This is a genomic window from Micromonospora sp. NPDC048898, from assembly GCF_043198035.1.
Classification (GTDB): Bacteria; Actinomycetota; Actinomycetes; order Mycobacteriales; family Micromonosporaceae; genus Micromonospora.
In genome coordinates, this window is the sequence record NZ_JBICUF010000002.1 from 627167 (window position 1) to 654150 (window position 26984).

Sequence of the window (26984 nt, forward strand, 5' to 3'; positions counted from 1 at the left end):
AGCCTGCGCGGGCGCCCCACCACCCTCACATTGGGACATCGATGCAGCTAACCAAAGCTCGCCGCGCCCTGCTGGGCGGTGCCATCGTGGCGGCACTCGTGCTGCCCGGCGCCACCCCGGCCCAGGCCGCGGCCACCGGCGCTCTCAGCGGACACGTGACCACCAGCACGGGTGCCGCCGCCGCCGAGGTTCAGGTGATGGTCTACGAGTCGGAGACCTACGACTTCCTCAGGAACGCCATCACCGACGCCGACGGCGACTACACCGTCGCCGACCTTCCCGCAGGCTCGTACCTGGTGGGCTACTTTCCGCCCGAGCAGCCTGGGCAGTACTACCGCCAGCAGTCGACAATCGGGGACGCCACGCCGGTGACCGTCACCGCCGGTGGCACCACCAGGGCCGACGACCAGCTCTTCGCCGTCGGCACCATCACCGGTCAAATCGTCAACACCGCCGGTGAACCCCTGCCCAACCTGTGGATCGAGGCCCGCGAGGTCGAGACGGGCGGCACGGCCGGGAATCTCACTGACGACCAGGGCCGATTCACCTTCGGCGTACGGCCGGGCCGCTACGTCCTCAGCTTCCAGCCGGTCGAGGGCTCCTACCAGGTGCAGTACGTGCCCGGAACGACCAACTCGGAGAACGCCACGGTCTTCGAGGTGAAGGCGAACGAGGCGACAGTGGTCAACGAGACCGCGCTGCAGGCGGGCACTCTGACCGGCCGGTTCACCACCGCCGCCGGTGCCCCGCTCGCCGGCGCCGAGGTCAGCGTCAGCAACGGCAGCAGCTCCAGCGGGGCGTGGACGCAGACCGACGCCAACGGCGAGTTCTCCGCGCAACTACTTCCGGGCTCGTACGTCGTTGGCGTGTCCAGCGGGGAGCGGCAGCAGTACTACCGCGGCAAGTTGACCTCCGAGGAAGCCGACCGCGTCGAGGTACGCGGCGGGCAGCAGACGAGGATCACGGACAGCCTGCTCGGCACCGGTTCGGTCACCGTGCGGGCGGTCGACTCGGTCAGCGGAGCGCCCATCGCCAACTTCTGCGCCCAGTCGGTCTGCAGCAACGGCACCGGCACGGTCACCGTCACCGGCCTGCCGCAGGCCAGCCACACCATCTACCTGGACGTGCCGGACCGGCTCCACTTCAAGCGCGAGGTGACCGGGGTACGGGTGAGGGCGGACCGCGACACCAAGCTGACCGTGAAAATGCGTCCCGGCGCGCTCGTCAGTACCACTGTGCTCGATCGGCAGAGCGGCAGGCCCGTGCCGGACGTCTGCCTGGACACGTTCCTGCCGAAGCAGGCGAAGCTCGCGGACGGCTACAGCGACTGCAGCGACCAGAACGGCAAGATCACGGTGGGGCCGCTCGCCGCCGGCAGCTACAAGCTCTTCGCGGCGCCGCGGGACAGCAACTACGGCCGCCAGTGGGTGGGCGTCAACGGCGGCAGTGGAGACGAGCGGGAGGCGGCGGTCGTCACCGCGACCGTCGGCCAGGTCGCCACCGGCCCGCAGATCAGACTGGACCGGGCCGGCACGGTCACCGACCCGGCCGGCAAGCCGGTGCAGAACGCCGCCGTGTCGGTGCTGACCGCCCACCCCGGGGTCGGCGCGCAGGACGCCGTTACCGACGAGCACGGCGTCTACACCCTCGAGCGGCTCGGCCCGTACGCCTGGCCGGTGATTGTCGGCGCCAACCCGTACGCGAGCGAGTGGTCCGGCGACAAGCCCAGCCGGTTCACCGCCACTCCGGTGCCGGTGACCGCCGGGGCGGCCGCCACCCACAACGTCCAACTCGACCAGGGCGTCCAACTGAGCGGCACCTTCCGCACGCCCGACGGCACCCCGTTCACCAGTGGGTTCGTCGTCGCCCACAGCGTGGACACCGGCGACATCGCGGGCAGCGGCTGGCTGACCGACGGGCGGTACAGCTTCCGCCTCAAAGGGCCGCAGCGGGTCTTCTTCACCTACAACGTCGCCCTCGGTGACGAGCAGTTCGACGGCCGCTACCTGGTGACCCAACCGGACGGCACCCGCAAGCTGGCCCAGTTCACCATCCCGGCCAGCGGCAGCATGACCGTGGACCTGGTGGTGCCGACCAGCTGACGGATTCGACGCAGCGGGGCCGGTGGCGTTGCCACCGGCCCCGTTTCGCGTCCGGTCAGAAGATGTCGGCCAGCGGCAGGGCGAGGGGGAACGGCTGTGCGGTGCGGTAGACCTCGCCGACCGGGACAAGGGCCTGCTCGCGGTAACCACCCGCGCCGTTCGCCAGCACAGTCAGTGTCTGCTTCCGGGGCTCGACCAGCCAGTAGAGCGGAATGCCGACGGCCGCGTACTCGTGACGTTTGAGCACCAGGTCCCGGCCGGCGTTGCTCGGTGAGATCACCTCGACGACGAGGAGCACGTCGGCCGGGTCGAGCGCGGCACCGCCGCTGTCCAGTGCGCTCTCACCGGCGACGAAGAGATCCGGCACGAAGTACGACGAGCGCTTGGCACTGACGCCGATGTCCTGACCGACGAGCACACCGGCAGGGGCCTGCCGGTCGAGGATCCGGCGAAGGCGGTTGGCGACCGCGCCGTGGAAGACGTCCGCATGGGGGGACACGAGCAGACTCCCGTCGAAGATCTCGTAGACCTGGTCGTCCGCGGGGAGGCTCTGGAGGTCGTCCACCGTCCAGGCGTCGCCCCAGCCGGGCCGGGCAGGGTTCGTCACCGTCACACCTCCTCTCTACCGGACCACCCTGACAGCTCACCCGGTCGTCCACAACGAGCCTCGGGAGTTCACCCATGCCAGCCGGCATGGGGGCGGAGTTATCCACAGGCGTGAACGGTTCTCCACAGGTTATTCACAACGTGACCCACTGATCTCCACGGCGGCTCCCTACAGTCGGGACCCATGAAGGAACGCCGGATACTGGTCGTCGAGGACGAACGGACCATCGCCGAGTCCATCGCCGCCCGACTGCGCGCCGAGGGTTTCACGGTGCAGGTCGCGGCGGACGGGCCCAGCGCCGTCGCGCAGTTCCGCACCGGCCAGCCGGATCTCGTCGTACTCGACGTGATGTTGCCCGGCTTCGACGGCCTGGAGGTGTGCCGCCGGATCCAGGCCGACCGGCCGGTGCCGGTGCTGATGCTCACCGCCCGGGACGACGAGACCGACCTGCTGGTGGGGCTCGCGGTCGGCGCGGACGACTACCTCACCAAGCCCTTCTCGATGCGGGAGCTGGCCGCCCGGGTGCACGTCCTGCTGCGGCGGGTGGAGCGGGCCGCCGCCCCGGCGCCGCCCGCGATCCACCTCGGCGACATCGAGATCAACGAGGCCGAGCGGCGGGTCCGCCGGGCCGGCGCGGACGTGCACCTCACGCCGACGGAGTTCGACCTGCTGGTCCACCTCGCCGGGCGGCCCCGCACGGTGCTTCCCCGGGAACGGCTGCTCGCCGACGTGTGGGGATGGGTCGACGGGAGTGGCACCCGCACGGTGGACAGCCACATCAAGGCGCTGCGCCGCAAGCTCGGCGCCGACCTGATCCGGACCGTCCACGGCGTCGGGTACGCCCTGGAGGTGCCCGCGTGACCGGTCGGCTGTTGGGCTGGCTGGACCGGGTGTTACCCCGTCCACTGGACCCGGTCCGCTCGATCAAGATGAAGCTCGGCGTCCTGCTTGTCGCCTCCTGGGCCGTGGCCATCGGCTACTTCTGGTACGGCGTCGGGTGGCTCCCGCCCGGCACGGCGATCACCAGCATCGGCATCGCGCTTGTCACCTCGCAGGTGCTCGCCCACGGGATGACCTCGCCGCTGCGGGAGATGACGGCGGCTGCCGGCGCGATGGCCCGGGGCGACTACACCCGACGGGTACGCGCCACGTCCCGCGACGAGGTCGGCGAACTGGCTCAGGCGTTCAACAAGATGGCCGAGGATCTGCACGCCGCCGACCAGCGTCGACGTGAGCTGATCGCCAACGTCTCACACGAGTTGCGTACGCCGATCACCGCCCTGCAGGGCGTGCTGGAGAACATGGTCGACGGGGTGGCCGATCCCGAACCGGCCGCGCTGCGCTCGGCGCTGTCCCAGACCGAACGGCTCGGGCACCTCGTCGCCGACCTGCTCGACCTGTCCCGCCTGGACGCCGGGGTGGTGCCACTGCGCCGGGTACAGATCGACGTGAACGACTTCCTCGACGAGGCCGTGGAGCATGCCACCGCCACCGCGGTCGGCGCCGCACTGGATGTGCGCTTCCAGCTCCGCGAACTGCCGGATCCGCTGACCGTCTACGCCGACCCGTGGCGGCTGCACCAGGTCTTCGCGAACCTGCTCGACAACGCGGCACGGCACAGCCCGCCCGGCGGCACGGTGCGACTGAGCGCCGAGGAACACGCCGGCCAGCTCCGCTTCGAGGTCAGCGACGAGGGCCAGGGCATCTCGCCGAGCGAGCGGTCCCGGGTCTTCGAACGGTTCACCCGAGGCGACCGTTCCGCCGGCGGCGGGACCGGCCTCGGCCTGGCGATCGCCCGCTGGGTCGTCGAACTGCACGGCGGTCGGATCGCCGTCCTCGACCCCGTCACACCACCGCACCGGGTCGATCGGCCCGGCTGCCGCATCCAGGTCACCATCCCGAGCGACGGGTCACACCGGAAAGAGGTCGCATGACCAGCCCTGGTTCCACCCCGCTTCCGGCCGGCGGACCGACCGCACCGCAGGTCTTTCCGCCGGTCAGGCCGGGCCCGGCCGTCGGTCAGCCCCAACCGTGGCCGATCGCGCCGGCCCGGCCACGGCCACCGTCACTGATCGAGCGGCGCTGGCCGGGGCCGTCCGGCTCCGCCCGTCCGCTGGTCCTGGCGGCGGTGGCGATGGCGGCGGTCGTCGGCGCCGCCACGCTCACGATGGTTCGTCCCGGCCTGGGCTGGCTGGTGGCCACACTGGCCGGCACCGCCGCCCTGGTCACCGCCAGCATCGCCCGTTCCCGGACGTCGTCCCCGCCAGCGGGCGTCACCGCGCCGGTCGTGCCCAGCGCCGCACCGGGCGGGCCGGCGACCCCGACCGCCACCGCGCCAGATGCGCCAGGTGCACCAGCAGCGCCGACAGCGCCGGGTGCGCCGACCGCCGCCACCACGCCGCCAGCGGGCGGCACGTCGGCCGCGACCGCGACCGCACCGCCTACCGCGGGGGCGGCTGACCGTCCCGGTGCCACGGGGGCACCGGGACGGGCGGCACAGGTCGCCTGGGCCGTCGCGACGATCGCGTTGGTCGCCGTCGGCACGGTCCGCGCGGCCGGTTGGCTCTTCGCGCTCTGCCTGGTCGCGGCGGCGGTGACCGGGACACTCGCGGTGACCGGCGGGCGAAGCCCGCTCGGGATGCTCGTCGCCGCGACGCTGCCGCCGGCCGCGACGGTACGGGCGCTCCCCTGGGCGGTACGCGGACTGCGCGACACCCGCCCGGCCGGGGCGGGGATCGGGGTCGGCCGCATCCTGACCAGCTTGGCGATCTCCGCCGGCCTGTTGCTGCTGTTCGGTCTGCTCTTCTCCTCCGCCGACGCGGTCTTCGCCGATCTGGTCACGGGTCTCCTGCCCGACATCTCGGCGGCCGGTGTCGTTGGCTGGCTGGTGCGTCTGGGGCTGATCGGTGGTGGTCTGCTCGGTGCCGCGTACCTGGTCAGCCGTCCGCCCGACCTGGAGGGCCTGCGGCCGGGCCCGGCCCGACCGGCCCACCGGTTGGAGTGGACCCTGCCGCTGGTGTTGCTCGACACCCTGTTCGCCGCGTTCGTGCTGGTCCAGCTCACGGTGTTCTTCGGCGGCGCGGGGCACGTGCTGCGGACGGCCGGGCTCACCTACGCCCAGTACGCCCGGGGCGGCTTCTGGCAGTTGCTCGCCGTCACCGCGCTCACCCTGCTGGTGATCGCGATCGCCGCCCGTCGGGCACCGAAGGCCACCCGAGCGGACCGGCTGCTGGTTCGCGTACTGCTCGGCACGCTCGCCGCGCTCAGCCTGGTGGTCGTCGCCTCCGCGCTCTACCGGATGCAGGTCTACGCCGACGCGTACGGCGCGACCCGGCTCCGGCTCTTCGTGACGACAGTCGAACTCTGGCTCGGGCTGCTCTTCGTCCTGGTCGGGGTGGCGGTGGTGCGGTTGCGGGCCGCCTGGCTGCCCCGGCTGGTGGTCGGCACGGCGGTGCTGGCGCTGCTCGGGTTGGCGCTGGTCAACCCGGACCGGCTGATCGCCGACCGCAACGTCGACAGGTACCTGGAGACCGGTCGGTTGGACGTCAGCTACCTGTCCGGGTTGTCGGCGGACGCCGTACCGGCCCTGGCTCGACTGCCCGAGCCGATGCGCACCTGCGCACTGGGGGAGATCGCCGCCGAGCTGCCCAGCGATGGCCTGTGGGGAGCGAACCTCGGCCGGGAGAGGGCACGACAGGACCTCGCCACGATCCCGACAGTCACCAATGTGACCGACTGCCCCGGTACGCGACGCTGGTGAGGGCCACCGCTTGACAATCGCGCGCGGCGGGCAAGACTGCCGGGGTGGCCAAGCAACTCCCTGACGTGGGGTCGGGCGGTGCGGTACCGCCGCCCCGGCGGGCCCGGATCGTGCTGGCCGAGATCAGCCGGCAGGACACCCGCGCCGAGCGGACCCGCGCCGAGCTGGCCCAGCAGACCCAGGTCGGCGAGGCGCTGGTCCGCGGCCTGGTCCGGGCCCAGCTCGCGCTGGCGTTGCGGCTCTCCCTGGTGGTGGCCATCGGGTTGGGTGGGTTGCCGTGGCTGTTCGCCATCGCACCCTCGCTCGGCCGGACCACAGTCGTCGGTGTCAACCTGCCGTGGTTGCTGCTCGGGGTGGCCTCGTTCCCGTTCCTGATCGGGGTGGGCTGGGCGTACGTGCGGTTGGCCGAGCGCAACGAGCAGGACTTCACCGATCTGGTGCAGCGGCCGGAGCACTGAGGTGGGCAACGACTTCGTGGTCCCGGCCATCGTCGCGGTCACCCTGGTCACCGTCGGGATCGGCTTCTACGGGCTGCGGTTGGCGCGGACCACGTCCGACTTCCTGGTGGCGTCCCGGGCGATCAGCCCGACGTGGAACGCCGCAGCCATCGGCGGGGAGTACCTGTCGGCGGCGAGCTTCCTCGGCATCGCCGGTCTGGTCCTCAAGTACGGCGTGGACGTGCTCTGGTATCCGGTCGGTTTCGCCGCCGGTTACCTGGCTCTGCTGCTGTTCGTGGCCGCGCCGCTGCGCCGCTCGGGCGCGTTCACGTTGCCCGACTTCTGCGAGCTGCGACTGGGGTCCCGCCGGCTGCGCATCCTGGCCACCGCGTTCGTGATCTTCATCGGTTGGCTGTACCTGGTGCCGCAACTCCAGGGCGCCGGGCTCACCCTGGCCACGGTCGCCGGCGCCCCGTACCCGGTCGGTGCCCTGCTGGTGGCCGCCGTGGTCACCGCCAACGTGGCGCTGGGCGGGATGCGGGCCATCACCTTCGTGCAGGCGTTCCAGTACTGGCTCAAGCTGACCGCGCTCGCCGTACCGGTGATCTTCCTGGCGTTGCAGTGGCAGGCCGACGGCCGCCCGGCGGTGACGCCGCCCGACGGGCCGACGTTCCGGACCGCGACCACCGTCGTGGTCGAGCACCGCGCGACCCTCACCCTGCCCGCCGGTGACATCCGGGAGGTACGCCCCGGCGACGAGTTGACCTTCGCCGCCGGTGACCCGGTGCCGGACGTCTCCGGGGTGGCCACCGGCGCCAGCGACTGGCTGCTGCCCAGCGCCGCGGGCAACGACGACCGGGGGCTGTTCGCCACGTACTCGCTGATCCTGGCCACGTTCCTGGGCACCATGGGGCTGCCGCACGTGCTGGTGCGTTTCTACACCAACCCGGACGGCGCGGCGGCACGCCGGACCACCCTGGTCGTGCTGGCCCTCGTCGGCGTCTTCTATCTGCTGCCCACCCTCTACGGGGTGCTCGGCCGGATCTACACGCCGCAACTGCTGGTCAGCGGGCAGACCGACGCGGTGGTGGTGTTGCTGCCCGGTGCGGTACTCGGCGACGGGACAGTGGGGCGGCTGCTCGCCGCGCTGGTCTCGGCGGGCGCGTTCGCGGCGTTCCTCTCCACCTCGTCCGGGCTGCTGACAAGCGTCGCCGGAGTGATCTCGACGGATGTGCTCGGCCAGGGCTCGGTACGCGGCTTCCGGCTGGCCACGGTGCTCGCCGGAGCGGTGCCGACGCTGCTGGCGCTGCACGTCTCCGGACTCGACGTGTCGCAGGTGGTCGGGCTGGCCTTCGCGGTCGCGGCGTCGAGTTTCTGCCCGCTGCTGGTGCTCGGCATCTGGTGGCGTGGGTTGACCGACGTGGGCGCCGCCGCCGGTGTGGTGGTTGGCGGCGGCGCGGCGATCGGGGCGGTGTTGGTCACCGTGCTCGGGCCGCCGTTGACCGGCTGGCCGGCCACGCTCACCACGCAGCCGGCCGCCTGGACGGTGCCGCTGGCGTTCACCGTGATGGTCGTGGTGTCGATGGCGACCCGGCGTCGGGCCCCGGCCGACATCGCGGCCACCATGCTCCGCCTGCACACCCCCGAGACCGTCCGCCTCTAGCTGGTCGCGACTGAGCGCCGGTCCTGATCAGTCGGTCGCCCTCGGGTGGCCCGTGCCGGCGTGCTTGACCCAGCAGGTGCGGGTGTCGTGATCGGGGAGATACCAGATACGCCCGCCCGCGGTGACCTCGTACTGCCACTGCGGCAGCGTCTTGCCGTTGTGCGCAGCGGTGGCGAGAGTGCCTTTGAGGGGGTGCTGCCGGCTCGTCGGTGGAGAGGGGCAGGGGTTGGATTCGATGGCGTCGAATGCGGCCCGCGTGTTGGCTGCGGCCTGGCGGCACAGGTCCTCCCAGCCCTTGGCCGCATCGTTGGTGGCGAATCGCAGGATGTAGCCGCCAGGGCGGGGTGGCGGCGCAGCCCGGTCGCCGCGCTTGGCGCTCACTCGCCGCTCGGGCGCGCCACCGGCCCGAAGTCGTCGGAGCTCGGCGCTGCCAGGACTCGATGCAGGTCGGGATCGGCGTGGATCTCGGCGGTATGCCGCCACTCGGTGAGCAGCTGCGACACCGCCGCGGTGTTGCCCACCGCGGCCGCCGCCTCCACCGTGGCGACGAACTCGCTGGCCATCTGCTCGACGTCGTCCGGCGGCAGGAACCGCACCCAGGGCAGCACGGTCGGCAGCGCCTCGCGGACCAGGGTCGGATCCCGGTGTACGACGCTGGCCAGCAGCCGGGCCGTCAGGTCCACCACCTCGCCCTCGGCCGCCGCCCGGTCGGCAGACATCAGCACCAGATCAGGCGCGTCACGGCGGCGCAGCCGCACCGCGCGAGCACGAGAGAGCCGCTCCGCCGTTTCGACGGGTTGGCGTAGCAACTCCGAGAACGGCACGGACTCCGATGGCATGGACATGACATCAACACTACTTCAGTAGTCGACGATTCGCGGCGGATGCGACTACCGGATGATCGCGCGTCCGTCTGGCGCCGGAGGGCGGAAGTGGCGATCGACGGATAACGTCGGCGCATGACTGTTGAGCACCCCGCGCTCGCACTGCGTGGCCTGGCCAAACGCTTCGACGGCACGATCGCGGTGGCCGGCGTCGACCTGGACGTCCCGGCCGGCTCGTTCTACGGTCTGCTCGGCCCGAACGGCGCCGGCAAGACCACCACCCTGTCGATGGCGGTCGGGCTGTTGCGGCCGGACGCCGGCTCGGCGTGGGTGCTCGGGCACGACGTCTGGCAGGATCCGGTGACCGCAAAGCGGCTGCTCGGCGTGATGCCCGACGGTGTCCGCCTGTTCGACCGGCTGACCGGGGCCGAGCTGCTGGCGTACAACGGGTTGTTGCGGGGGATGGACCCGGCGGTGGTCGACCAGCGGGCCGCGGAGTTGCTCGACGTGTTGGCGCTCGGCGATGCCGGCCGAACGCTGGTGGTGGACTACTCGGCGGGCATGAAGAAGAAGATCGGCCTGGCCTGTGCGCTGCTGCACGGTCCTCGGGTGTTGGTGCTGGACGAGCCGTTCGAGGCGGTCGACCCGGTCTCCGCCGCGCTGATCCGGGACATCCTCACCCGTTACGCGACAGGTGGCGGCACGGTGATCTTCTCCAGTCACGTGATGGAGGTCGTCGAGCGGCTCTGCTCGCACGTGGCCATCCTGGCCGGCGGCACCATCAAGCGGGTCGGCACGATCGGCGACGTGCGCGGCGACCGCTCGTTGGAGGAGGTCTTCGTCGAGGTGGTGGGCGGGCGCACCGCGACCGGCGAGGAGCTGTCGTGGCTCTCCCGGTGATCGCGGACACCGCACCCGCCGTGCCGGTGCGTGCGGTCTCCGCTCGACACTTCGCGCGGCTCAAGCTGCGGGTGATGGGCAACAGCTTCCGGGGCCAGGGCTGGCGGGTCGCCCTGTTCATCGGTGGTGCGGTGGTCGGGCTCTGGTTCGCCGTCGGCGGCTTCTTCCTCTTCGCCGCGCCCGGCCTGGCCGACGACGGCACGTACGCGGTGCTCGTCGCGGCGGCGGGCGGCGGCCTGCTGGTGCTCGGTTGGCTCCTCCTGCCGCTTGTCTTCTTCGGGGTGGACGAAACCCTGGACCCGGCCCGGTTCGCGCTGCTGCCACTGCCCCGCCGGACGTTGGTGACCGGCCTGTTCGTCGCGGCCCTGATCAGTGTGCCGGTGGTGGCGGTGCTCATCGCGTCGTTCGGGCTGGTGCTCACCGCGCTGTCCCTGGGCGGTTGGTCGGCGGGGTTGGTCGCCCTCGTCGGCGTGCTCGCCGGGCTGCTGCTCTGCGTGGCCGCCAGCCGGGCGGTGACCAGCGCGTTCGCCACCATGTTGCGGTCGCGTCGGGTCCGTGACCTGGCGGCCGTGCTGCTGGCGGTGACCGCCGCCATGCTCGGCCCGTTGCAGGTCGTCGGCCTCGCCGCCCTGCGGGAGGCGAACTGGGACCGACTGGCCGGCGTGGCGACCGTGATCGGCTGGACGCCGTTCGGCGCGCCGTGGACGATGGGCATCGACGTGGCCCAGGGCCGGGTCTGGGCCGCACCGGTCAAGTTGCTGATCACGGTGGTGGCGATCGGTGCCCTGCTGCTCTGGTGGTCCCGGTCGCTGGAGTCGGCGATGGTGGGTGCGGTGAGCGCCGGCAAGACGCCGGTGCGGAGCGCCGCCACCGGCGGCGCGGTCGAGCAACTGTTTCCCAGGTTCGTCGGCTGGGCGCGGCGGGGCCGGTTCGGTGCGCTGGTCGCCAGGGAGGCCCGCTACTGGTGGCGGGACGCCCGCCGCCGGGCCAACCTGGTCACCATCGCGGTGGTCGGCATCTTCGTGCCCGTGTTCATCAACGTGACGGGCGGGGACTTCGCGTTCGAGGGCGAAGCGGGGCTGACCGCGGCTGTCGCCGACAGCTCACCGTTCGTGGTCACCATCTCCATGCTCCTCGTGGGTGTGCTCGCCGCCGTCACCCTGGCCAACCAGTTCGGCTTCGACGGCAGCGCGTACGCGGCGAACGTGGTGGCCGGCGTGCCCGGCCGGGTGGAGCTGCACGCCCGCATGGTGGCCTTCTCGCTGTACGTGCTGCCGCTGCTGGGGTTCGTCGCGGTGGTGCTGTCGGTAGTGCTCGGCCGACCGGAGTGGATCGGGCTCACCATCGGCAGCCTGGTCGCCACCTACGGTGCCGGGCTGGCGGTGAACAGCCTGATCTCGGTGTTCGGGGCGTACTCGCTGCCGGAGACGAGCAACCCGTTCGCGATGAACAGCGGTGCCGGCGTGGCGAAGGGGCTGCTCACCGTGGTGGCCATGCTCGCCTCGGTGGTCGCGGCGGTGCCGATAGTGGCGGCTGCGGCACTACTCGGCGACGCCTGGCTGTGGCTGGCCCTGCCGGTGGGCGCGGCGTACGGGGTGGGCGCGGCGCTGCTGGGCGCGTACCTGGCCGGCGACGTGCTGGACCGGCGTCAGCCGGAGCTGCTGGCCCTGGTCACGCCACGCCGTTAGCCGACGCGCCGGCCGAGGGCCTGGGCGGTGTCGGCGACGAAGCCGCGAACGGCGACCACCGGTGATGGGTGCCGCCCGGGACTCTCGCATCGCCACGAGCGGTAAGCCTCCGTGTCATAAATATGCCTCTGAGTCATCACGGTTGTTCGTGCATCGTCCCCCGGCCAGCGAACCGCTGCCGATGCGCCCGGCCTGGCGGGGTCGGGGCGGCACAATGTTTCACGTGAATCATGAGCCGGGTGCCGAGATCCATCACACCGACCCGTTCGCGGTGCCGAGGGGGCAGCGGTCGCCGGTACGCCGGCTGCGCGGTCGGCTCGCCACGCCTGTGACACTCTGGACGGCCCCGGGCCCGGCCGGGCTGACGGTGTCGTCCACGCTTGTCGCCGAGGGGGAGCCGGACCGGCTGCTCGGGCTGATCGACCCGGAGTCCGACCTCTGGGCGGCAGTGGAGGAGGCGAACCGGTTCGCGGTCACGCTGCTCGGCCCGCCGCACCGGCAACTCGCGGACCGGTTCGCCGGCCTCTTTCCCGCCCCGGGCGGGCTCTTCGCCACCGGCGAGTGGGTCGACACTTCGCACGGGCCGGTGCCCGGGGATGCCGGCGGCTGGGTCGGATGCCGGCTGGACAGCGCCCGCGAGTGCGGCTGGGGCCTGCTGGTGGAGGCCACCATCGAGACGGTCGAGCTGACCGAGGAGACGTCTCCGCTGCTGCACTTCCGCGGTCGGTACCACGAGTTGCCGGCCTGAACGGGCGGCTCGACCGGACCGACCGGTCACCGGGGTGACCTGAGTCACTTGGCGCAGGCAACCAACCGCTCGGCGCACTCGTCTACCGCCGTCGATCTCAGCCTTCCCTGTCGGGGAGTGCGCTCTCTACCGTGCGCGAAACTCCTCTGACGCCTGTGAAGGTGGTGATCCACAGATGTCCACGGACACACCCGCTCCGGCCGCTTCCCAGTCGGACAAGTACCTGGCCGTACAACGGTCGGACGAATTCGCCGGGCTGCGGCGTGCGCTGCGCGGCTTCGTCTTCCCGATGACCGTCGCTTTCTTCCTGTGGTATGCGCTCTACGTCATTCTCTCCGCGTACGCCCGGGACTTCATGGGCACGAAGCTGTTCGGCAGCAACATCAACGTCGCACTGGTCTTCGGCCTGCTCCAGTTCGTCTCGACGTTCCTGATCGCCTGGCTCTACGCCCGGTACGCCGACCGGAAGATCGACCCCATCGCGGACCGGATCCGCGCCGAGATCGGGGAGGTGACCCGTGAAGACGGTTCACGCGGTTGAGACGTTCCTCGCGGCTGAGGCGGGCAACCACACCGCCCGCAACCTGACCATCACGCTCTTCCTGGTCTTCGTGGCGGTGACCCTGGCCATCACCATCTGGGCCAGCCGGCAGACCAAGACGGCTACCGACTTCTACGCGGGCGGCCGGTCCTTCTCCGGCTTCCAGAACGGCATGGCGATCGGCGGCGACTACATGTCGGCCGCCTCGTTCCTCGGCATCGCCGGCATCATCGCGCTGTACGGCTACGACGGCTTCCTCTACTCGATCGGCTTCCTGGTCGCCTGGCTGGTGGCCCTGCTGCTGGTCGCGGAGCTGCTGCGTAACTCGGGCCGGTACACGATGGCCGACGTGCTGGCCTTCCGGATGCGGCAGCGTCCGGTGCGTACGGCGGCGGCGGTCTCCACCATCACGGTGTCGATCTTCTACCTGTTGGCGCAGATGGTGGGCGCCGGTGCGCTCGTCGCGCTGCTGCTCGGCATCAGGCCGGGTACGACCTTCCTCGGCATGGACGCGGCGACCGCCAAGGTGGCGACCATCATCATGGTCGGCGCCCTGATGATCGTCTACGTGACCGTGGGTGGCATGAAGGGCACCACGTACGTGCAGATCGTCAAGGCGTTCCTGCTGATGAGCGGCGCACTGCTGATGACCGTGCTGGTGCTGGCGAAGTACAACTTCAACCTGTCGGAGCTGCTCGGCGCCGCCGCCGCCAAATCCGGAAAGGGCGAGGCCCTCCTGGAACCGGGCCTGCGGTACGGCGTGGAGGTCGCCGGAAACGCCACGCAGACGTTCTACAACAAGATGGACCTGCTCTCGCTCGGCATCGCCCTGGTGCTCGGCACCGCCGGTCTGCCGCACATCCTGATCCGCTTCTACACGGTGCCGACCGCCAAGGCGGCCCGTAAGAGCGTGCTCTGGGCGATCGGCATCATCGGCACCTTCTACCTGCTCACCCTGGCCCTCGGCTTCGGTGCGGCAGCACTGGTCGGCAGCAAGGCGATCACCGATCAGGACAAGGCCGGCAACACCGCCGCACCGCAGTTGGCCGAGGCGTTGGGTATGGACTTCTTCGGCGGCGACCTGGGTGGTGCGGCCATGTTGGCGATCATCGCGGCGGTCGCCTTCGCCACCATCCTGGCGGTGGTGGCCGGGTTGACCCTGGCCTCCTCGTCCAGCCTCGCGCACGACTTCTACGCGAACGTCATGAAGAAGGGCGAGGCGTCGGAGCGCCAGGAGGTCCGGGTCGCCCGGATCTCCGCCCTGGTGATCGGCGCGATCTCCATCCTGCTGTCGATCTTCGCGCAGAACCTCAACGTGGCGTTCCTGGTGGCGCTGGCCTTCGCGGTCGCCGCCTCGGGCAACCTGCCGGCGATCCTCTACAGCCTGTTCTGGCGGCGGTTCAACACCTCCGGCGCGGTGTGGGCGATCTACGGTGGTCTGCTCTCGGCCGTGCTGCTGGTGTTCTTCTCGCCAGTGGTCTCCGGCGCGGCGACCTCGATGTTCCCGGACTACGACTGGCAGTGGTTCCCGCTGTCCAACCCGGGCATCCTCTCCATCCCGTTCGGTTTCCTGTGCGGGTGGATCGGCACGGTCATCTCCAAGGAGCACGACGAGGAGAAGTACGCGGAGCTGGAGGTGCGCGCCCTCACCGGCGCTGGCGCCCACTGATTGATCCAGGCACCGGGCCCCCTGCTGACGCCACGCGTCCGCGGGGGGCCTCTCGCCGTTATCGGGGATCGGTAGGCTGACCAGCATGAAGGTTGCTGAGCGCTTCGGTTCCGGTCACCGCGTTCTCGTCACCGGCGGAGCAGGCTTCGTCCCGTCACACCTGGTGGATGTGCTGATCGCCCGCGGTTGCGCGGTGGTGGCGCTGGACAACTTCGTGACCGGCTCCAAGGAAAACATCGCCCACCTGCTGGAGCGGCCAACGTTCACGCTCGTCGAAGCGGACATCTCCGACGGCCTGCCGACCAACCACCCGGCACTGGCCGAGCGGTTCGACGCCATCCTGCACATGGCCTCACCGGCGAGCCCCACCGACTTCGCCCACCTGCCGGTGGAGATCCTCCGGGTCGGCTCGGTGGGCACCCTGCACCTGCTGGAGCGCGCGGTCGCCGACGGCGCCCGGTTCCTGATGGCCTCCACCTCCGAGGCGTACGGGGACCCGAAGGAGCACCCGCAGCGCGAGACCTACTGGGGCAACGTCAACCCGATCGGGGTGCGCAGCGTCTACGACGAGGCGAAGCGCTTCTCCGAGGCGGCCACCATGGCGTACCACCGGTACCGGGGGCTCGACGCGGCGATCGTCCGGATCTTCAACACGTACGGCCCGCGGATGCGCCCGGACGACGGCCGGGCCATCCCCACCTTCATCTCCCAGGCGCTGCGCGGCGAGCCGATCACCGTGCACGGCAGCGGCAACCAGACCCGGTCGATCTGCTTCGTCGAAGATCTGGTGCGGGGCATCCTGCTGCTGCTCGACTCGACCGAGACGGGCCCGATCAACTGCGGCACCGAGCACGAGCTGTCCATGCGGCAACTCGCCGAGTTGATCGTGTCACTCTCCGGCAGCAGCTCGACGGTGACCTATGTCACTCGCAGCTCGGATGACCCGGAGATGCGGCGGCCCGATCTCACCCTGGCCCGCGAACTGCTCGGCTACGAGCCGACGGTGGCGCCCGAAGACGGCCTGCGACGCACGATCGCGTACTTCCGGGCTCACCTCGGGTGACGCGACGGCGATCGCTGAGTGTCGGCTGAAGGCGGCAGTGGCTCGCGCTACGTACCCTGAGTGACATGTCTGCGACCTCGTCTGCCGGCGTCCCGCATCCGCACCTGCACCGCAGCTCCGGGCGTGCGTCGGTGCCCGGCCCCGATCGGGCAGCCTCCGGGCGTGCCCGTCCAACCGAGGCACGCTTCTACCCGCCGTACGACGAGGAGCAGCCCAGGCCCGACGGCCCGGTGGGGCCACGGGGGCCCGGCGGGCCGGGTGGCCTCGGCGGGTCGGGGCGACGTGGGCCGCGACCGCGCTGGGGCCGGATCGCCCTCGTGGCGGGGGTCGCGGTGCTGGTGCTGGCGCTGCTCGGCAGCGTGGGCGCCTGGTTGTACGCCCGCAACCTCAACGGTGACCTGGCCCGCACCGACCCGTTCGCGGAGATCACCGGTGGCCGGCCGGCCAAGACCGTTGACGGCGCGCTGAACATCCTGCTGGTCGGCAGCGACTCACGGGACCCGGACGCGCCGGTCGACGTCAAAAGTCAGTGGCGCGCCGACACGGTCATCGTGATGCACATCCCGGCCGACCACCAGCAGGCGTACCTGGTCTCCATCCCGCGCGACCTCTACGTGCCGATTCCGGAGAGCGCCGGCGCGGACTGCGCCTCCGGCCAGCGCGCGAAGATCAACGCGGCGTTCGCGTTCGGCGGGCTGCCGCTGGCGGTTCGCACCGTGGAGTGCTTCACCGACGTCCGGATCGACCACGTGATGGCGATCGACTTCGGCGGCTTCAAGGAGGTCACCGACGCTCTCGGCGGGGTGGACCTGAAGGTGGAGCGGACCATCACCTCGATCCACAAGCCGTACCGGACGTTCACCAAGGGCACCAACCACATGGACGGCGCCGAGGCGCTGGACTGGATCCGGCAGCGCAAGCAGTTCCCGGACGGGGACTTCGCCCGGATGCGGCACCAGCAGGAGTTCCTCCGGGCGCTGATGGACAAGGCGGCGAGCAGCGGCACGCTGGCGAATCCGGCGAAGCTCAACAACTTCCTCAAGTCGGTGACCGCGGCCGTGACCGTCGACCAGGATTTCTCGGTTACCGACATGGCGCTGCAGTTCCGCAACCTGCGCGGCCAGAACCTCACCTTCGTGACAAGCCCGAACTCGGGCAGCGACACGATCAACGGCGAGTCGGTGGTGGTCTCCGACCGGGAGAAGGCGCTCGCCATGTACAAGGCCATGACGGCGGACACCATGGCGGACTGGGTCAAGGCCAACCCGCCGAAGGGCAAGAACGGCGGCTGACCGTGCCGGTCGGCCGCCGGGCCGACGGTGGTCCCGCCGTTCGGCTCATCGAGACGCGGCGATCGATCCGCCCCATGGGAAATCGACGACCCAATTGACCCGCGATGAACTCGCCAAGTCGATTTGATGTACGTAGAGTGGTGCCGCCCCCTCCTGATCACGAGCTGGAGCACGCATGCCGGTTCAGGCCAGTCGTCGCCCTTCGTCCCCCGGGTCCGCCGCGCCCAGCGGCCGTGCCGCCGCATCCATACCGGCCCAGGCGCGCCCCTCGCGTGGCGGGCCGGGCGGTCGCCCGCCCGGCGGCGGGAACGGTGGTCGGGTCGTTGGCGGGGGGTCGGCGAAGAAGCGGACCAAGCGCAAGGACCCGCTGTGGGCCCGGCTGACCGTGGTGTTCGGGGCGGTGCTGATGCTCAGCAGCGGCGTGGGCATCGTCGGCGGCAAGGTGCTGATCGGTCAGGCGACCGGGGACATCGCGCAACGCAACCTGCTCGGTGACGCCAGCAAGTCCGACGCCGAGGGCGGGGCCAGTCTGGACGGCCCGATCGACATGCTGCTGCTCGGCGTTGACGCGCGGGAGCGCTGGGCCGCCGACGACGTCCGCTCGGACAGCATCATCATCCTGCACATCCCGGCCACGCACGACCAGGCGTACCTGATCTCCATCCCCCGGGACACCGAGGTGCAGATCCCGGCCCGCCCGAAGAACGGCTGGTCCGGCGGCAGCGCGAAGATCAATGCGGCCTTCGAGGTGGGTGCCCGCAACGGCGGCGGCTGGGAGGGCGGCGCCCAGTTGATGGCCGAGACGATCAAGGGACTCACCGGCGTCAGCTTCGACGGCGCGGCGATCATCAACTTCGGCGGCTTCAAGAACGTCATCGACACCCTCGGCACCGTGCGGATCTGCGTGAGCCACGAGGTCAGGTCCAAGCACATGTCGTTCGTCGACGGCAAGCCGATGTGGAACGCCGACGCCAAGAAGACCGGCAAGGCCCGCACCCCGGTGGTGCACAAGAAGGGCTGCCAGCAGATGGAGGGCTGGGCCGCACTTGACTACTCCCGGCAGCGCTACGGGCTGCCCGGTGGCGACTACGACAGGCAGCAGAACCAGCAGCAGCTGATCAAGGCGATGGCCAAGAAGGCCACCGACGGCGGGATGTTGACCAACCCGACCAAGCTCCAGCAGCTGATCAAGGCGGCCGGCAAGGCGTTCGTGCTGGACACCGGCGGCGCGTCGATCGAGAACTTCATCTTCACCATGCGCGGGGTGACCGCGAACGAGCTGACCATGCTGAAGACCAACAACGGCACCTTCAACGGCACCAGCAACGGCACCGAGGCGTTGAACGACGAGACGAAGGAAATGTTCCGAGCGGTCAAGCAGGACAAGCTGGCCGAGTTCGTCTTCGCCCACCCCGAGGTGATCTCCAGCCGCAAGTGAGCGGTGCCGGTCGGAAGTCCCGGAAAGCCGGCGACCAGCCCGTCACCGCCCGTAACCTGACGTGAGCGGGTTTCACGTATCGGTCGCGGGGAGGCGGTCACGTCCAGGTGGGGACGGAACGTGGCGGGCCGAGCCGGAGCGGCTCCGCCCAGCCGAGCACGCCGCGCCCGAGGGTCACGGATCATGCTCGGCATCGGCCTGGCCCTCGTCCTGCTGGCCGGGCTCGCCGTGGTCGGCCTCAGGACGCTGAGCAACAGGTACGACCGCACGGTCACCAAGGAGCAGTTGCTCGACGCGGACGCCCGCACCAAACGCACCGACCTGGACGGGCCCCTCAACTATCTCCTGGTCGGCTCCGACCGTCGCCCCGGCGACAGCGGACCGGACCAACGCTCCGACACCATTCTCATCGTGCACGTGCCGGCCGGCCAGCGGGAGGCGTACCTGGTCTCCGTGCCGCGTGACCTGCTTGTCGCCATCCCGCCCGCGAACGGCTTCGGCGGCGGACCGGACAAGATCAATGCGGCGTACGAGCACGGCGGCGGCGGACCGGCCGGCGCCCAGCTGCTCTCCGCCACCCTCAACCGGCTCACCGGAATCCGGTTCGACGGTGCCGCGTTGATCGACTTCTCCGGCTTCCGGAAGGTCATCGACCTGCTCGGCGGGGTGCGGATGTGCGTGGACACCGAGGTCCGCTCCATCCACACCAACCGGGTCTTCCCCGTCGGCTGCCAACAGATGGACGGGGCGCAGGCCCTGGACTACGTCCGGCAGCGCTACGACCTGCCCGGGGGCGACTACGACCGGCAGCACCACCAGCAGCAGTTGCTCCGGGCGATGCTGGACAGCGCCGGCAGGGCAGATCTGCGGAGCAACCCGGTCAAGTTGGACCAGGTGCTGCGGGCGGTGGGCGGCTCGTTGACTGTAGACACCAACGGCGTACCCCTGGAGGACCTGCTCCTCGCGCTGCGCGCGCTGCCGCCCGACGGGATGCGCGGCGTCCAGGTGCCGTCGTCCCCACAGACCATCGACGAGGTCTCGTACGTGGTGCTGGACAACGGAGGCAACGGGCTGTTCGAGGCGGTACGCGGCCGGCAGATGCCGTCGTGGGCGCAGGCCAACCCGCGCTGGGTGACCCGGTTGTGATGGTCCCGACGGCCAGGTCGGTGCCGAACCGGTCGACGAGGATCTAGTGTTGCTTCCTGTGTTCGGACCCCAGGTTCCCACCGTGCCCGTGACCGAGATCGCCGACGAGACCTACCTGCTGGATGTGCGGGAGGCCGACGAATGGGCGGCCGGCCATGCGCCCACCGCCCACCACCTGCCGATGATGGAGCTGCCGGCCCGGCTCGCGGAGGTGCCCACCGACCGGGACGTGGCGGTCATCTGCCGCTCCGGCGGACGTTCCGCCCAGGTCGTCGCCTACCTGGTCAACAACGGCTGGGAGCAGGTGCGCAACGCCGACGGCGGGATGCGCCAGTGGGCCGCCGTCGGCCGTCCGGTGGTCGACGCGAACGGGCAGCCCGGCCAGGTCATCTGAGGCGGCCGGGATGGGTGGGCCACTTGTCTTCGCGCACCGCGGCGCCTCGTACGACCTTCCCGAGCACACCCTCGCCGCGTACCTGCGCGCCCTCGACGAGGGTGCCGACGGCCTGGAGTGTGACGTCCGGCTGACCCGGGACGGGCACCTGGTCTGCGTGCACGACCGGCGACTGGACCGCACCAGCAACGGTCGCGGTCTGGTCAGCGCGCGGACGCTCGCCGAACTGGAGGCACTGGACTTCGGCTCCTGGCACCCGGGCAGCGCACCGGACGGGGACGTACCCCCGGACGACTCGCACACCCGGCTGCTGACCCTGACCCGACTGCTGGACGCGGTCCTCGCCGCCGGCCGGCCGGTCCGGCTGCTGGTGGAGACGAAGCATCCCTCCCGCTACGGCTCCAACGTGGAACGGCGACTGGTCAGCCTGCTGCGCCGGTACGGGCTTGCCGACCCGGCGCCGGACGACCCGGTGCAGGTCACCGTCATGTCGTTCTCCCCGCTGGCGGTCCGCCGCGTGCACGAACTCGCGCCGAAGCTGCCCACGGTGCTGTTGCTGGAGGTGTTGCCGCGTTGGCCGCGGCTGGGGCGGCTGCCGTTCGGCACCCGCATCGCGGGGCCGGGCATCGGCCTGGTCCGGGCCCGCCCGCAGCTGCTGCCCGCACTTCGCACGGCCGGCAACCAGGTGTACGTCTGGACGGTCAACGAGCCGACCGACCTCGATCTGGTGCTGGCCGCCGGGGCGGACGGGATCATCACCGACCGGCCGGGCTACGCCCTCGCCCGACTGGACCGCTGACCCGGCAGGGGTGCCAAATCCAGGCCGGCGAGGCAGACTCGGCACATGCCGGAGCGTATCGATTTCCCCGCTCTCCTCACCGGTCACACAGTCGTGATCGAGATGATCAACTCTGGGGAGGCGGGCCTTCCGGTCCTCACCCAACTGCTGCGGGTGGCTCAGCCGTCCCTCGGCGCAACAGGTATGGCGTTCGTCGAGTTCGGTCCGACCGGCGGTCGCGTGATCGCCGCCACCGGCACGGCGGGATGGGCCCTCGGCCGTCCGCTGGCGGCCGACGACCCGGACACTGTCTGCCTGCTCAACGGGCCACGGGTGCGCAACGTGCGGGTGGGCCACCTCAACGGCAAGTTGGCCGGCGAGCTGGCCGGCAGTGACCTGCGCTGGATGGTGGTCTCGCGGGCCGAGATCGGCGGCCACACCGTCGGCAGCCTGCACGCGCTCTATCCCGGCGACGACAAGCCGGACGCCGAGCGGCAGGGGGTCGTCGCCTACCTCGCGTCCTGTGTCGCGCACATGTACGGCGACCAGAGCGGCCTGCCGGTGCACGGTGACGGCCCGGTGGTGGCGGCACTCGCCGACGGGCTCGCCGTCGTCGACCGGGACGGGTACGTCCGCCTCTGGAACCCGGCCGCCGCCCAGGTCACCGGCCGGTCGGTCGAGCAGGCCCTGAGCCGTCCACTGCCGTTTCCGTTGCCGCCCTCCGGTCAGGTCCGCGACCACCGGATGCCGGACGGCCGTTGGCTGCGGATCACCTCCGGCGAGCTGCCCGGCCCGGGCTCGCTGCGGGTGGTCACCTTCCGCGACATCACCGACCAGCAGCGCCGCGACCACGACCGGGAGCTGTTCGTCGCGGTGACCAGCCACGAGCTGCGCACCCCCGTCACCGTGATCAAGGGGTACGCGGACACCCTCACCGACCACTGGGAGTCGCTGACCGACATCGACCGGCGGCAGGCCGCCCGGGTGATCGGGCAACGCGCCAACGAGCTGGCCCGGCTGGTCGACCGTCTCCTCAGCTCGGCGGCCGAGGCCGGGCCGGGCGACGATCCGCCCACCCCGTTCGACCTCGGTGAGGCGCTGCGCTCGGCAGTCCTGGACCTGCCGACGGAGTTGCGCCGCCGGCTGGTGCTCCGCCTCCCGGCCGACCTGCCCAAGGCGCTCGGCCACCGACCCAGCCTGGCCACCGTGCTGACCGAGCTGACGACGAACGCCGGCAAATACTCCGCACCGGACTCCCCGATCGAGATCGCCGCCTCGCCAGACGGTCAACTGGTGGCGTTCCGGGTCAGCGACCGGGGCATCGGCATCCGACCGGAGCACGTGGAGCGGGCGTTCGACAGGTTCTGGCAGGGCGAGTCCGGCGACCGGCGCGGCTACCCGGGGGCGGGGCTCGGCCTCTATCTCGTTCGCCGAATCGTTGAACAACAGAATGGATGGGTATCCCTACGTCCGAGGACCGGCGGCGGTACGGTCGCAGAGGTGCGGCTACCGCGCGGTTGACCGAGGGTGGCGCGACGTGGAGGCAACGGTGGCAGCGGCAGCGAGGGATCGGGCGTGGTGCGTGGTGGTTCCCCACCACCCGGCCGGGGCACGGCTGGCCCGGCACCGGCTCGCCGGTGAGCTGGCGGACGTCGTAGCTCCGACGCTCCTCGCGGATCTGATCGCGGTGCTCGCGGAGCTGGTGGGCAACGCGGTGCGGCACGCCCGGCCGCTGCCCGGTGGGGTGGTCCGGGTGGCCTGGCGGTTGCGGCCCTCGGCCCAGGGCACCCTGATCCAGCTCGGCGTCACCGACGGCGGCGGCGCGAGCACCGCGCCACGGCTCCGGACGGCCAGCACGGACGCGGCGGACGGGCGAGGGCTGCACATCGTGGCCGGGCTGGCCACCCGCTGGGGCGTCGAACGGGACGGGATGGGCCAGCGGGTCTGGGCGGAGTTCGACCCAACCCCAGCGCCCCGCCCCAACCTGGTGCCGGCGGGCTGACATCGTTGATCATGGAGTTGTTGCCACGACACGCGGGCGCGATGCCAACAACTCCATGATCAAGGAGCGATGGGACGGGGTGGGTGGGTCCGGGCTCCGGCCGGGCGGCGGGGGCTCTAGGCTTTGACGCCGTGAGCAAGCGTCGAAAGAGCCAACGCACCACCACCGACACCGCCCCCCGCCGCGAGAAGGTGCGCGACGTCTTCGTGCCGCGCCCGTTCGACGGGCTGGCCGACGAGGTCGAGTGGATCGCGCTACGCGAGTTGGTGCCCGCCGCCTCCGCGCCGCTGCGGCTGGCACCCGCCCTGGTCGAGGAGTTCGGTGACCGGCCGGCGACGCTCGCCACGGTGCTGCCGATGGCCGCCCCGGCGATCACCAAGCCGGACGGCCGGGTGCTCATCGGCCTCCAACGCCACCAGCAGTCCGGTGACGTCTCCCGGGATCTGGCCGAGGCGCTGCTCAGCGCACTGCGCACCGAGCCGGGAGGCCAGGTGACCGTGCCGCCGCTGCCCGGCCCCGGCCCCCGCCTACAGGACATCCTCGTGGACGGCCCCCTTGAGGTCGCCCTGCACGAGGGCTTCGAGTTCTGGCTCGACCCCGGGGCTGCCGACGATCCGACCGTCCAGGCGTCGCTGGAGCGGGCGAACGCGGCCATCTACCCGACCGTGCGGCTGACCGCGGCGAAGGCCGCCTACTGGTGCCAGGTCCCGGAGAAGGCACACGTGCGCTGGGTGCTGCCGGACGACGAGGACGCCGCCCTGGACGCGCTGGCCCGCCTCGGTGCCGCCGGCACGCTGACGCTCGGCGAGCAGACCAAGTTCGCCGGCATGTTCCGCGCGCACGGTCGGCTGGTGCCGGTCTGGGACCTGCCGGAGGAGACTCCGGCGGCCGAGTGGGAGGAGCCGGTGGCGCAGTTCGCCAAGCGGTACGCCGAGGCACTCGCCGCCACCGACCCGCTCGACGCCGCCGGCCGGCGCTCCCGCCAGGGGCTGCTCGGCCGCCAACTCACCCTGCGCTGAGCGCGGTCGCCCAGCTCGGCCGTCCCGCCCAGCCGGGTACGGTCGCCGACTCGGTCTTCCGCCCAGCGCCGGGCGCGGTCGCCCGGCCAGGTCGGGCACGGTCGTCCCGCGCGGCCGGACGCCGTGCGTTTCAGCCGGCGACGGGCAGCGGGTCGCGGGTGATCGGGCAGGACATGCAGCGCGGCCCGCCACGGCCGGAGCCCAACTCGGAGCCGGCGATCGGGATCACCTCGATGCCGGCGCGCTCCAGTTGGGCGTTGGTCTCGGTGTTGCGCTCGTAGCCGACGCAGAGCCGGGGCGCCAACGCGAGGGTGTTGTTGCCGTCGTCCCACTGCTCGCGTTCCGCGGTCACCGGGTCCAACCCGGTGTCGATGACCCGCAGCAGGTCGAGGTCCATCGCGTCGGCGGCGGCCCGCAGGAACGGCGCGGGCCCGTCCACCCGCGGGTCCGCACCATCCGCGCCGGCGATCACGGTGTACGCGGACAGTGTGCTCGCGATGTTGGGATACATCAGCACGGCGTCCACGTCGACCATCGTGCAGACCGTGTCGAGGTGCATGGTGGCGCGCTTCTGGGCGATCGGCACCACCAGGATGGTGTGGGCGAGCCCCGCGGCGAAGACCTGCCGGGCGAGGCGTTCCGCGCCGGCCGGTGTGGTCCGCTCACCCACCCCGACCGCCAGCACCCCGGGCGCGAGCAGCAGCACGTCCCCGCCCTCCAGGTGCTCCAGGTTCGGGCGGTAGACGAACTCGGTGCCGGCGAAGCGTGGGTGGTGGCGGTAGATGGCGTCGGTCAGTGTGGTCTCGCGTCGGCGGGCCGGCATGGCCAGGCTCGTCACACCGACCCGATCGCCGATCCACAGCGACGAGTCGCGGGTGAACAGCAGGTTTGGTAACGGATCGATAACGAAGTCGTGTCGATCCATCAGCGTGTAGACCAGCCCGCCCGGCCGCGCCGATGAGATCCGCAGTTCCTCGTGGGCCAGCCCGGCGGTGAGCACGTCGGCCAGGGCGGCCGGGTCGAGGTAGGAGAGATGGTCGGCGACGCGGGCCCGCAGGGTGTCGCCGAGCCGCCGGGAGCGCAGCACCTCCTCGGTGAGCTCGGCACGGGCGTCCGCGACGGCAAGCGTCTCCGCCAGCAGGGTCGCCAGGTAGAGCACCTCGACCCCACGATCGCGCAGGGCGGTGGCGAACGCGTCGTGCTCCTCCTGGGCGCGTCCGACCCAGGGGATCGCGTCGAACAGGAGTGAGTCGTTGTTGCGGGGCGTGAGCCGGGCCAGTTCGGGGCCGGGCCGGTGCAGCAGTACGCTGCCGAGCCGGCCCACTTCACTGTCGACGTAGTGGGTCACTCCCGCAGCGTAGGGCAGGGTTTGGCGGCATCCGAGAAAAGAACTGTGGATGAATATGGCATTCATCCATAGTCACTCCGGCGCTCCGGCTTGCCGAACACCGGTAGTGGCAACGTAGGGTAGTGAGGACATAACTTCGAGGGACCTTTTGCCGGAGGTCGCGATGACTGTCTTTCCCGCACGACGAGCCGTACCGTCCGCTCGGGCACTGCCGCCCGTCGCGGTGCCACACCCCCGCGTCGAGTCGCCAGGGGTTCTCGAACCGGTCCGTCCGACACCGCTCGAATGGGCTCGCCGCCGTCGTGCCGAGCGGGGCGCGCGCCGCCTCGAGGCGGCCGGGGCACGGGCACTGGGCCAACTCGACCACCTCGGGCCGGCCTGGCACGTCATCGAGTGGCCGCGCACCGACGTCACAGACGTCCTCGATCGCGGTCAGGACGAACGGGCCGGGTTCCTCGCCATCGGGCCGAGCGGTCTCTTCGCCGTGACCATCGCCGATCACGGCCGGGCCAGGGTCCTCGTCGCCGGTGACGTCGTGCAGATCAACGGCAAGCGTCCACCGTACGTGGCCGAGTCCCGCCGGGACGCCAAGCGGGCCAGCAAGGCCCTCTCCGACGCGGTGGGGCTGCCCGTCCCGGTGACGCCGGTGCTGACCTTCGTCGGCTCCGGTGTGATCAGCGTCTACGGCCTCCCCAAGGACTGTCTGATGGCCACCCACCGAGAGCTGGACCGGCTCCTCGTGGCTGGTGGCAGCCGGATCAGCCCCGCCACGGCCGAGAAGCTCTCCCGGGTCGCACAGCATCCCAGCACCTGGCTCAACGGCACGTACCGTCCAACTGCCGACTACCGGTGGTATGACGAGGGCCGAACGGCCGCTGACAAGCCGGCCCACCGCCGGTAACGTCACCGTCGACGCCACGCGGCTCCGGTCCCCCCGACTACCCACCGGTCTCCGCGCCGTCACCGGTCGCCTCGGTTCACGCTGCGCGACTCGGTGACCCGGTGCGCTCGGTGATTCCGTCGGCGACCCGCTAGCGTGGACAGTCGATCGGTGCACATAGGAGGCGCGGTGGCCCACGTCGAACTTTCGCTCTCAGAAGCGTTCGTGCCGGCGGCGCGGGCCTCGACAGAGCCGGAGTCCGGCAACGTCGGCCAATGGTCCTCGACAGTCTCCCGGGCCGACGAACCGTGCTTGCTGATCGACACCGACACCCTGGTGGTGGCGATCTCCACCGCCGGCTGCCAGTTGCTCTGCCTGGGCGAGCCGGATGTCCTGATCGGGCGACCGCTGCTCGACGGAGGGCTGCGCCTCCTCGACTTCACCGCCAACCGGGGCGAGCTGACCGAGGCCGAGATCGACAAGATCCCGCCCCTGCTGGCGCTCACCTCCGGTCGACTCGCCCGGGGGCTGCTCCGAGTGCAGGCCGCCTCGGCGAACAGCTCCGACGCGACAGTCGACGCGATCTCCACCCCGGTGCTCACCGACGGTGCCGTGGCCGGTTCGCTCACCTTCTTCTCCGAGGTCTGACCTGCGACAAGCCGCACACGGCGTTGCTGGCGCAGCC

Annotated in this window: 26 protein-coding genes; 22 read left to right on the forward strand and 4 right to left on the reverse strand. The window is 71.2% G+C overall.

From position 1 onward, the window contains the following. The first annotated feature begins 41 nt into the window (after positions 1-41). On the forward strand, positions 42-2102 hold the full coding sequence (locus ACGFIQ_RS09625; RefSeq protein ID WP_393241851.1) for a carboxypeptidase regulatory-like domain-containing protein: 2061 nt from the start codon (positions 42-44) through the stop codon (positions 2100-2102). A gap of 55 nt (positions 2103-2157) precedes the next feature. Here the strand turns inward: ACGFIQ_RS09625 and ACGFIQ_RS09630 are convergent, their stop codons facing one another. Next, positions 2158-2709 carry a Uma2 family endonuclease gene (locus tag ACGFIQ_RS09630; RefSeq protein WP_393241854.1) on the reverse strand — a complete coding sequence of 184 codons (552 nt, stop codon included), beginning with the start codon at positions 2707-2709 and terminating at the stop codon, positions 2158-2160. 183 nt (positions 2710-2892) lie between these two features. On the opposite strand from ACGFIQ_RS09630, the gene ACGFIQ_RS09635 reads away from it, so the two are divergent. Genes ACGFIQ_RS09635 through ACGFIQ_RS09655 form a run of 5 tightly spaced genes read left to right on the forward strand, consistent with a single transcriptional unit; the run spans position 2893 to position 8569 of the window. Then, positions 2893-3570 carry a response regulator transcription factor gene (locus tag ACGFIQ_RS09635; protein ID WP_393241857.1) on the forward strand — a complete coding sequence of 226 codons (678 nt, stop codon included), beginning with the start codon at positions 2893-2895 and terminating at the stop codon, positions 3568-3570. Further along, entirely contained in the window at positions 3567-4643 is a 1077-nt protein-coding gene (locus tag ACGFIQ_RS09640) for a sensor histidine kinase (protein WP_393241860.1), read from the forward strand. The genes ACGFIQ_RS09635 and ACGFIQ_RS09640 overlap by 4 nt, the downstream gene beginning before the upstream one ends. Further along, complete coding sequence (locus tag ACGFIQ_RS09645) at positions 4640-6469, forward strand: DUF4153 domain-containing protein (protein WP_393241863.1); 1830 nt, start codon at positions 4640-4642, stop codon at positions 6467-6469. The genes ACGFIQ_RS09640 and ACGFIQ_RS09645 overlap by 4 nt, the downstream gene beginning before the upstream one ends. 44 nt (positions 6470-6513) lie before the next feature. Then, on the forward strand, positions 6514-6927 hold the full coding sequence (locus tag ACGFIQ_RS09650; protein WP_393241866.1) for a hypothetical protein: 414 nt from the start codon (positions 6514-6516) through the stop codon (positions 6925-6927). Between the two features lies 1 nt (position 6928). Next, complete coding sequence (locus ACGFIQ_RS09655; protein WP_393241868.1) at positions 6929-8569, forward strand: cation acetate symporter; 1641 nt, start codon at positions 6929-6931, stop codon at positions 8567-8569. A 27-nt stretch (positions 8570-8596) separates the two neighbouring features. On the opposite strand, the gene ACGFIQ_RS09660 is transcribed toward ACGFIQ_RS09655, so the two are convergent. Next, on the reverse strand, positions 8597-8950 hold the full coding sequence (locus tag ACGFIQ_RS09660) for a hypothetical protein (RefSeq protein ID WP_393241871.1): 354 nt from the start codon (positions 8948-8950) through the stop codon (positions 8597-8599). Next, positions 8947-9414 (reverse strand): hypothetical protein, encoded by a 468-nt coding sequence (locus tag ACGFIQ_RS09665; RefSeq protein WP_393241874.1) that lies wholly within the window; start codon positions 9412-9414, stop codon positions 8947-8949. Before ACGFIQ_RS09665 ends, ACGFIQ_RS09660 begins: the two co-directional genes overlap by 4 nt. Before the next feature lie 114 nt (positions 9415-9528). Between ACGFIQ_RS09665 and ACGFIQ_RS09670 the strand changes: the two genes are divergently transcribed. From ACGFIQ_RS09670 to ACGFIQ_RS09735, 14 genes are all read left to right on the forward strand, one after another. Beyond that, positions 9529-10293, forward strand: coding sequence for an ABC transporter ATP-binding protein (locus tag ACGFIQ_RS09670; protein WP_393241877.1), 765 nt, complete (start codon positions 9529-9531; stop codon positions 10291-10293). Beyond that, on the forward strand, positions 10278-11981 hold the full coding sequence (locus ACGFIQ_RS09675; RefSeq protein WP_393241880.1) for an ABC transporter permease: 1704 nt from the start codon (positions 10278-10280) through the stop codon (positions 11979-11981). Before ACGFIQ_RS09670 ends, ACGFIQ_RS09675 begins: the two co-directional genes overlap by 16 nt. A gap of 181 nt (positions 11982-12162) precedes the next feature. Then, positions 12163-12729: a flavin reductase family protein gene (locus ACGFIQ_RS09680; RefSeq protein WP_393242186.1), complete on the forward strand. Its 567-nt coding sequence runs from the start codon at positions 12163-12165 to the stop codon at positions 12727-12729. Positions 12730-12904: 175 nt separating this feature from the next. Next, complete coding sequence (locus ACGFIQ_RS09685) at positions 12905-13270, forward strand: DUF485 domain-containing protein (RefSeq protein ID WP_393241883.1); 366 nt, start codon at positions 12905-12907, stop codon at positions 13268-13270. Next, complete coding sequence (locus ACGFIQ_RS09690; RefSeq protein ID WP_393241885.1) at positions 13248-14939, forward strand: cation acetate symporter; 1692 nt, start codon at positions 13248-13250, stop codon at positions 14937-14939. Before ACGFIQ_RS09685 ends, ACGFIQ_RS09690 begins: the two co-directional genes overlap by 23 nt. An 85-nt stretch (positions 14940-15024) precedes the next feature. Continuing rightward, positions 15025-16002 carry an NAD-dependent epimerase/dehydratase family protein gene (locus ACGFIQ_RS09695; protein ID WP_393241888.1) on the forward strand — a complete coding sequence of 326 codons (978 nt, stop codon included), beginning with the start codon at positions 15025-15027 and terminating at the stop codon, positions 16000-16002. Positions 16003-16067: 65 nt separating this feature from the next. Then, positions 16068-17294, forward strand: a complete 1227-nt coding sequence (locus ACGFIQ_RS09700; RefSeq protein ID WP_393241891.1) for an LCP family protein — start codon at positions 16068-16070, stop codon at positions 17292-17294. Positions 17295-17469: 175 nt separating this feature from the next. Beyond that, a complete protein-coding gene (locus ACGFIQ_RS09705; protein ID WP_393241894.1) occupies positions 17470-18732 on the forward strand; it encodes an LCP family protein in 1263 nt (420 codons plus the stop codon). 183 nt (positions 18733-18915) lie between these two features. Beyond that, on the forward strand, positions 18916-19878 hold the full coding sequence (locus ACGFIQ_RS09710) for an LCP family protein (protein ID WP_393241897.1): 963 nt from the start codon (positions 18916-18918) through the stop codon (positions 19876-19878). A 58-nt stretch (positions 19879-19936) separates the two neighbouring features. Then, positions 19937-20272, forward strand: coding sequence for a rhodanese-like domain-containing protein (locus ACGFIQ_RS09715; RefSeq protein ID WP_357556572.1), 336 nt, complete (start codon positions 19937-19939; stop codon positions 20270-20272). A 10-nt stretch (positions 20273-20282) separates the two neighbouring features. Next, positions 20283-21071, forward strand: coding sequence for a glycerophosphodiester phosphodiesterase family protein (locus ACGFIQ_RS09720; protein WP_357556571.1), 789 nt, complete (start codon positions 20283-20285; stop codon positions 21069-21071). A 45-nt stretch (positions 21072-21116) separates the two neighbouring features. Continuing rightward, positions 21117-22571 (forward strand): ATP-binding protein, encoded by a 1455-nt coding sequence (locus ACGFIQ_RS09725; protein WP_393241900.1) that lies wholly within the window; start codon positions 21117-21119, stop codon positions 22569-22571. A gap of 61 nt (positions 22572-22632) precedes the next feature. After that, complete coding sequence (locus ACGFIQ_RS09730; RefSeq protein WP_393242189.1) at positions 22633-23052, forward strand: ATP-binding protein; 420 nt, start codon at positions 22633-22635, stop codon at positions 23050-23052. 131 nt (positions 23053-23183) lie between these two features. After that, positions 23184-24071: a DUF5926 family protein gene (locus ACGFIQ_RS09735; RefSeq protein ID WP_393241903.1), complete on the forward strand. Its 888-nt coding sequence runs from the start codon at positions 23184-23186 to the stop codon at positions 24069-24071. Between the two features lie 130 nt (positions 24072-24201). Here the strand turns inward: ACGFIQ_RS09735 and ACGFIQ_RS09740 are convergent, their stop codons facing one another. Next, complete coding sequence (locus ACGFIQ_RS09740) at positions 24202-25419, reverse strand: arginine deiminase (protein ID WP_393241906.1); 1218 nt, start codon at positions 25417-25419, stop codon at positions 24202-24204. A gap of 163 nt (positions 25420-25582) precedes the next feature. Between ACGFIQ_RS09740 and ACGFIQ_RS09745 the strand changes: the two genes are divergently transcribed. Both ACGFIQ_RS09745 and ACGFIQ_RS09750 read left to right on the forward strand, forming a co-directional pair. Continuing rightward, the gene (locus ACGFIQ_RS09745; protein ID WP_357556567.1) at positions 25583-26320 is read left to right on the forward strand and encodes a hypothetical protein; all 738 of its coding nucleotides are present in this window, start codon (positions 25583-25585) and stop codon (positions 26318-26320) included. 168 nt (positions 26321-26488) lie between these two features. Continuing rightward, positions 26489-26947 carry a hypothetical protein gene (locus tag ACGFIQ_RS09750; RefSeq protein ID WP_357065932.1) on the forward strand — a complete coding sequence of 153 codons (459 nt, stop codon included), beginning with the start codon at positions 26489-26491 and terminating at the stop codon, positions 26945-26947. Positions 26948-26984: the final 37 nt, after the last annotated feature.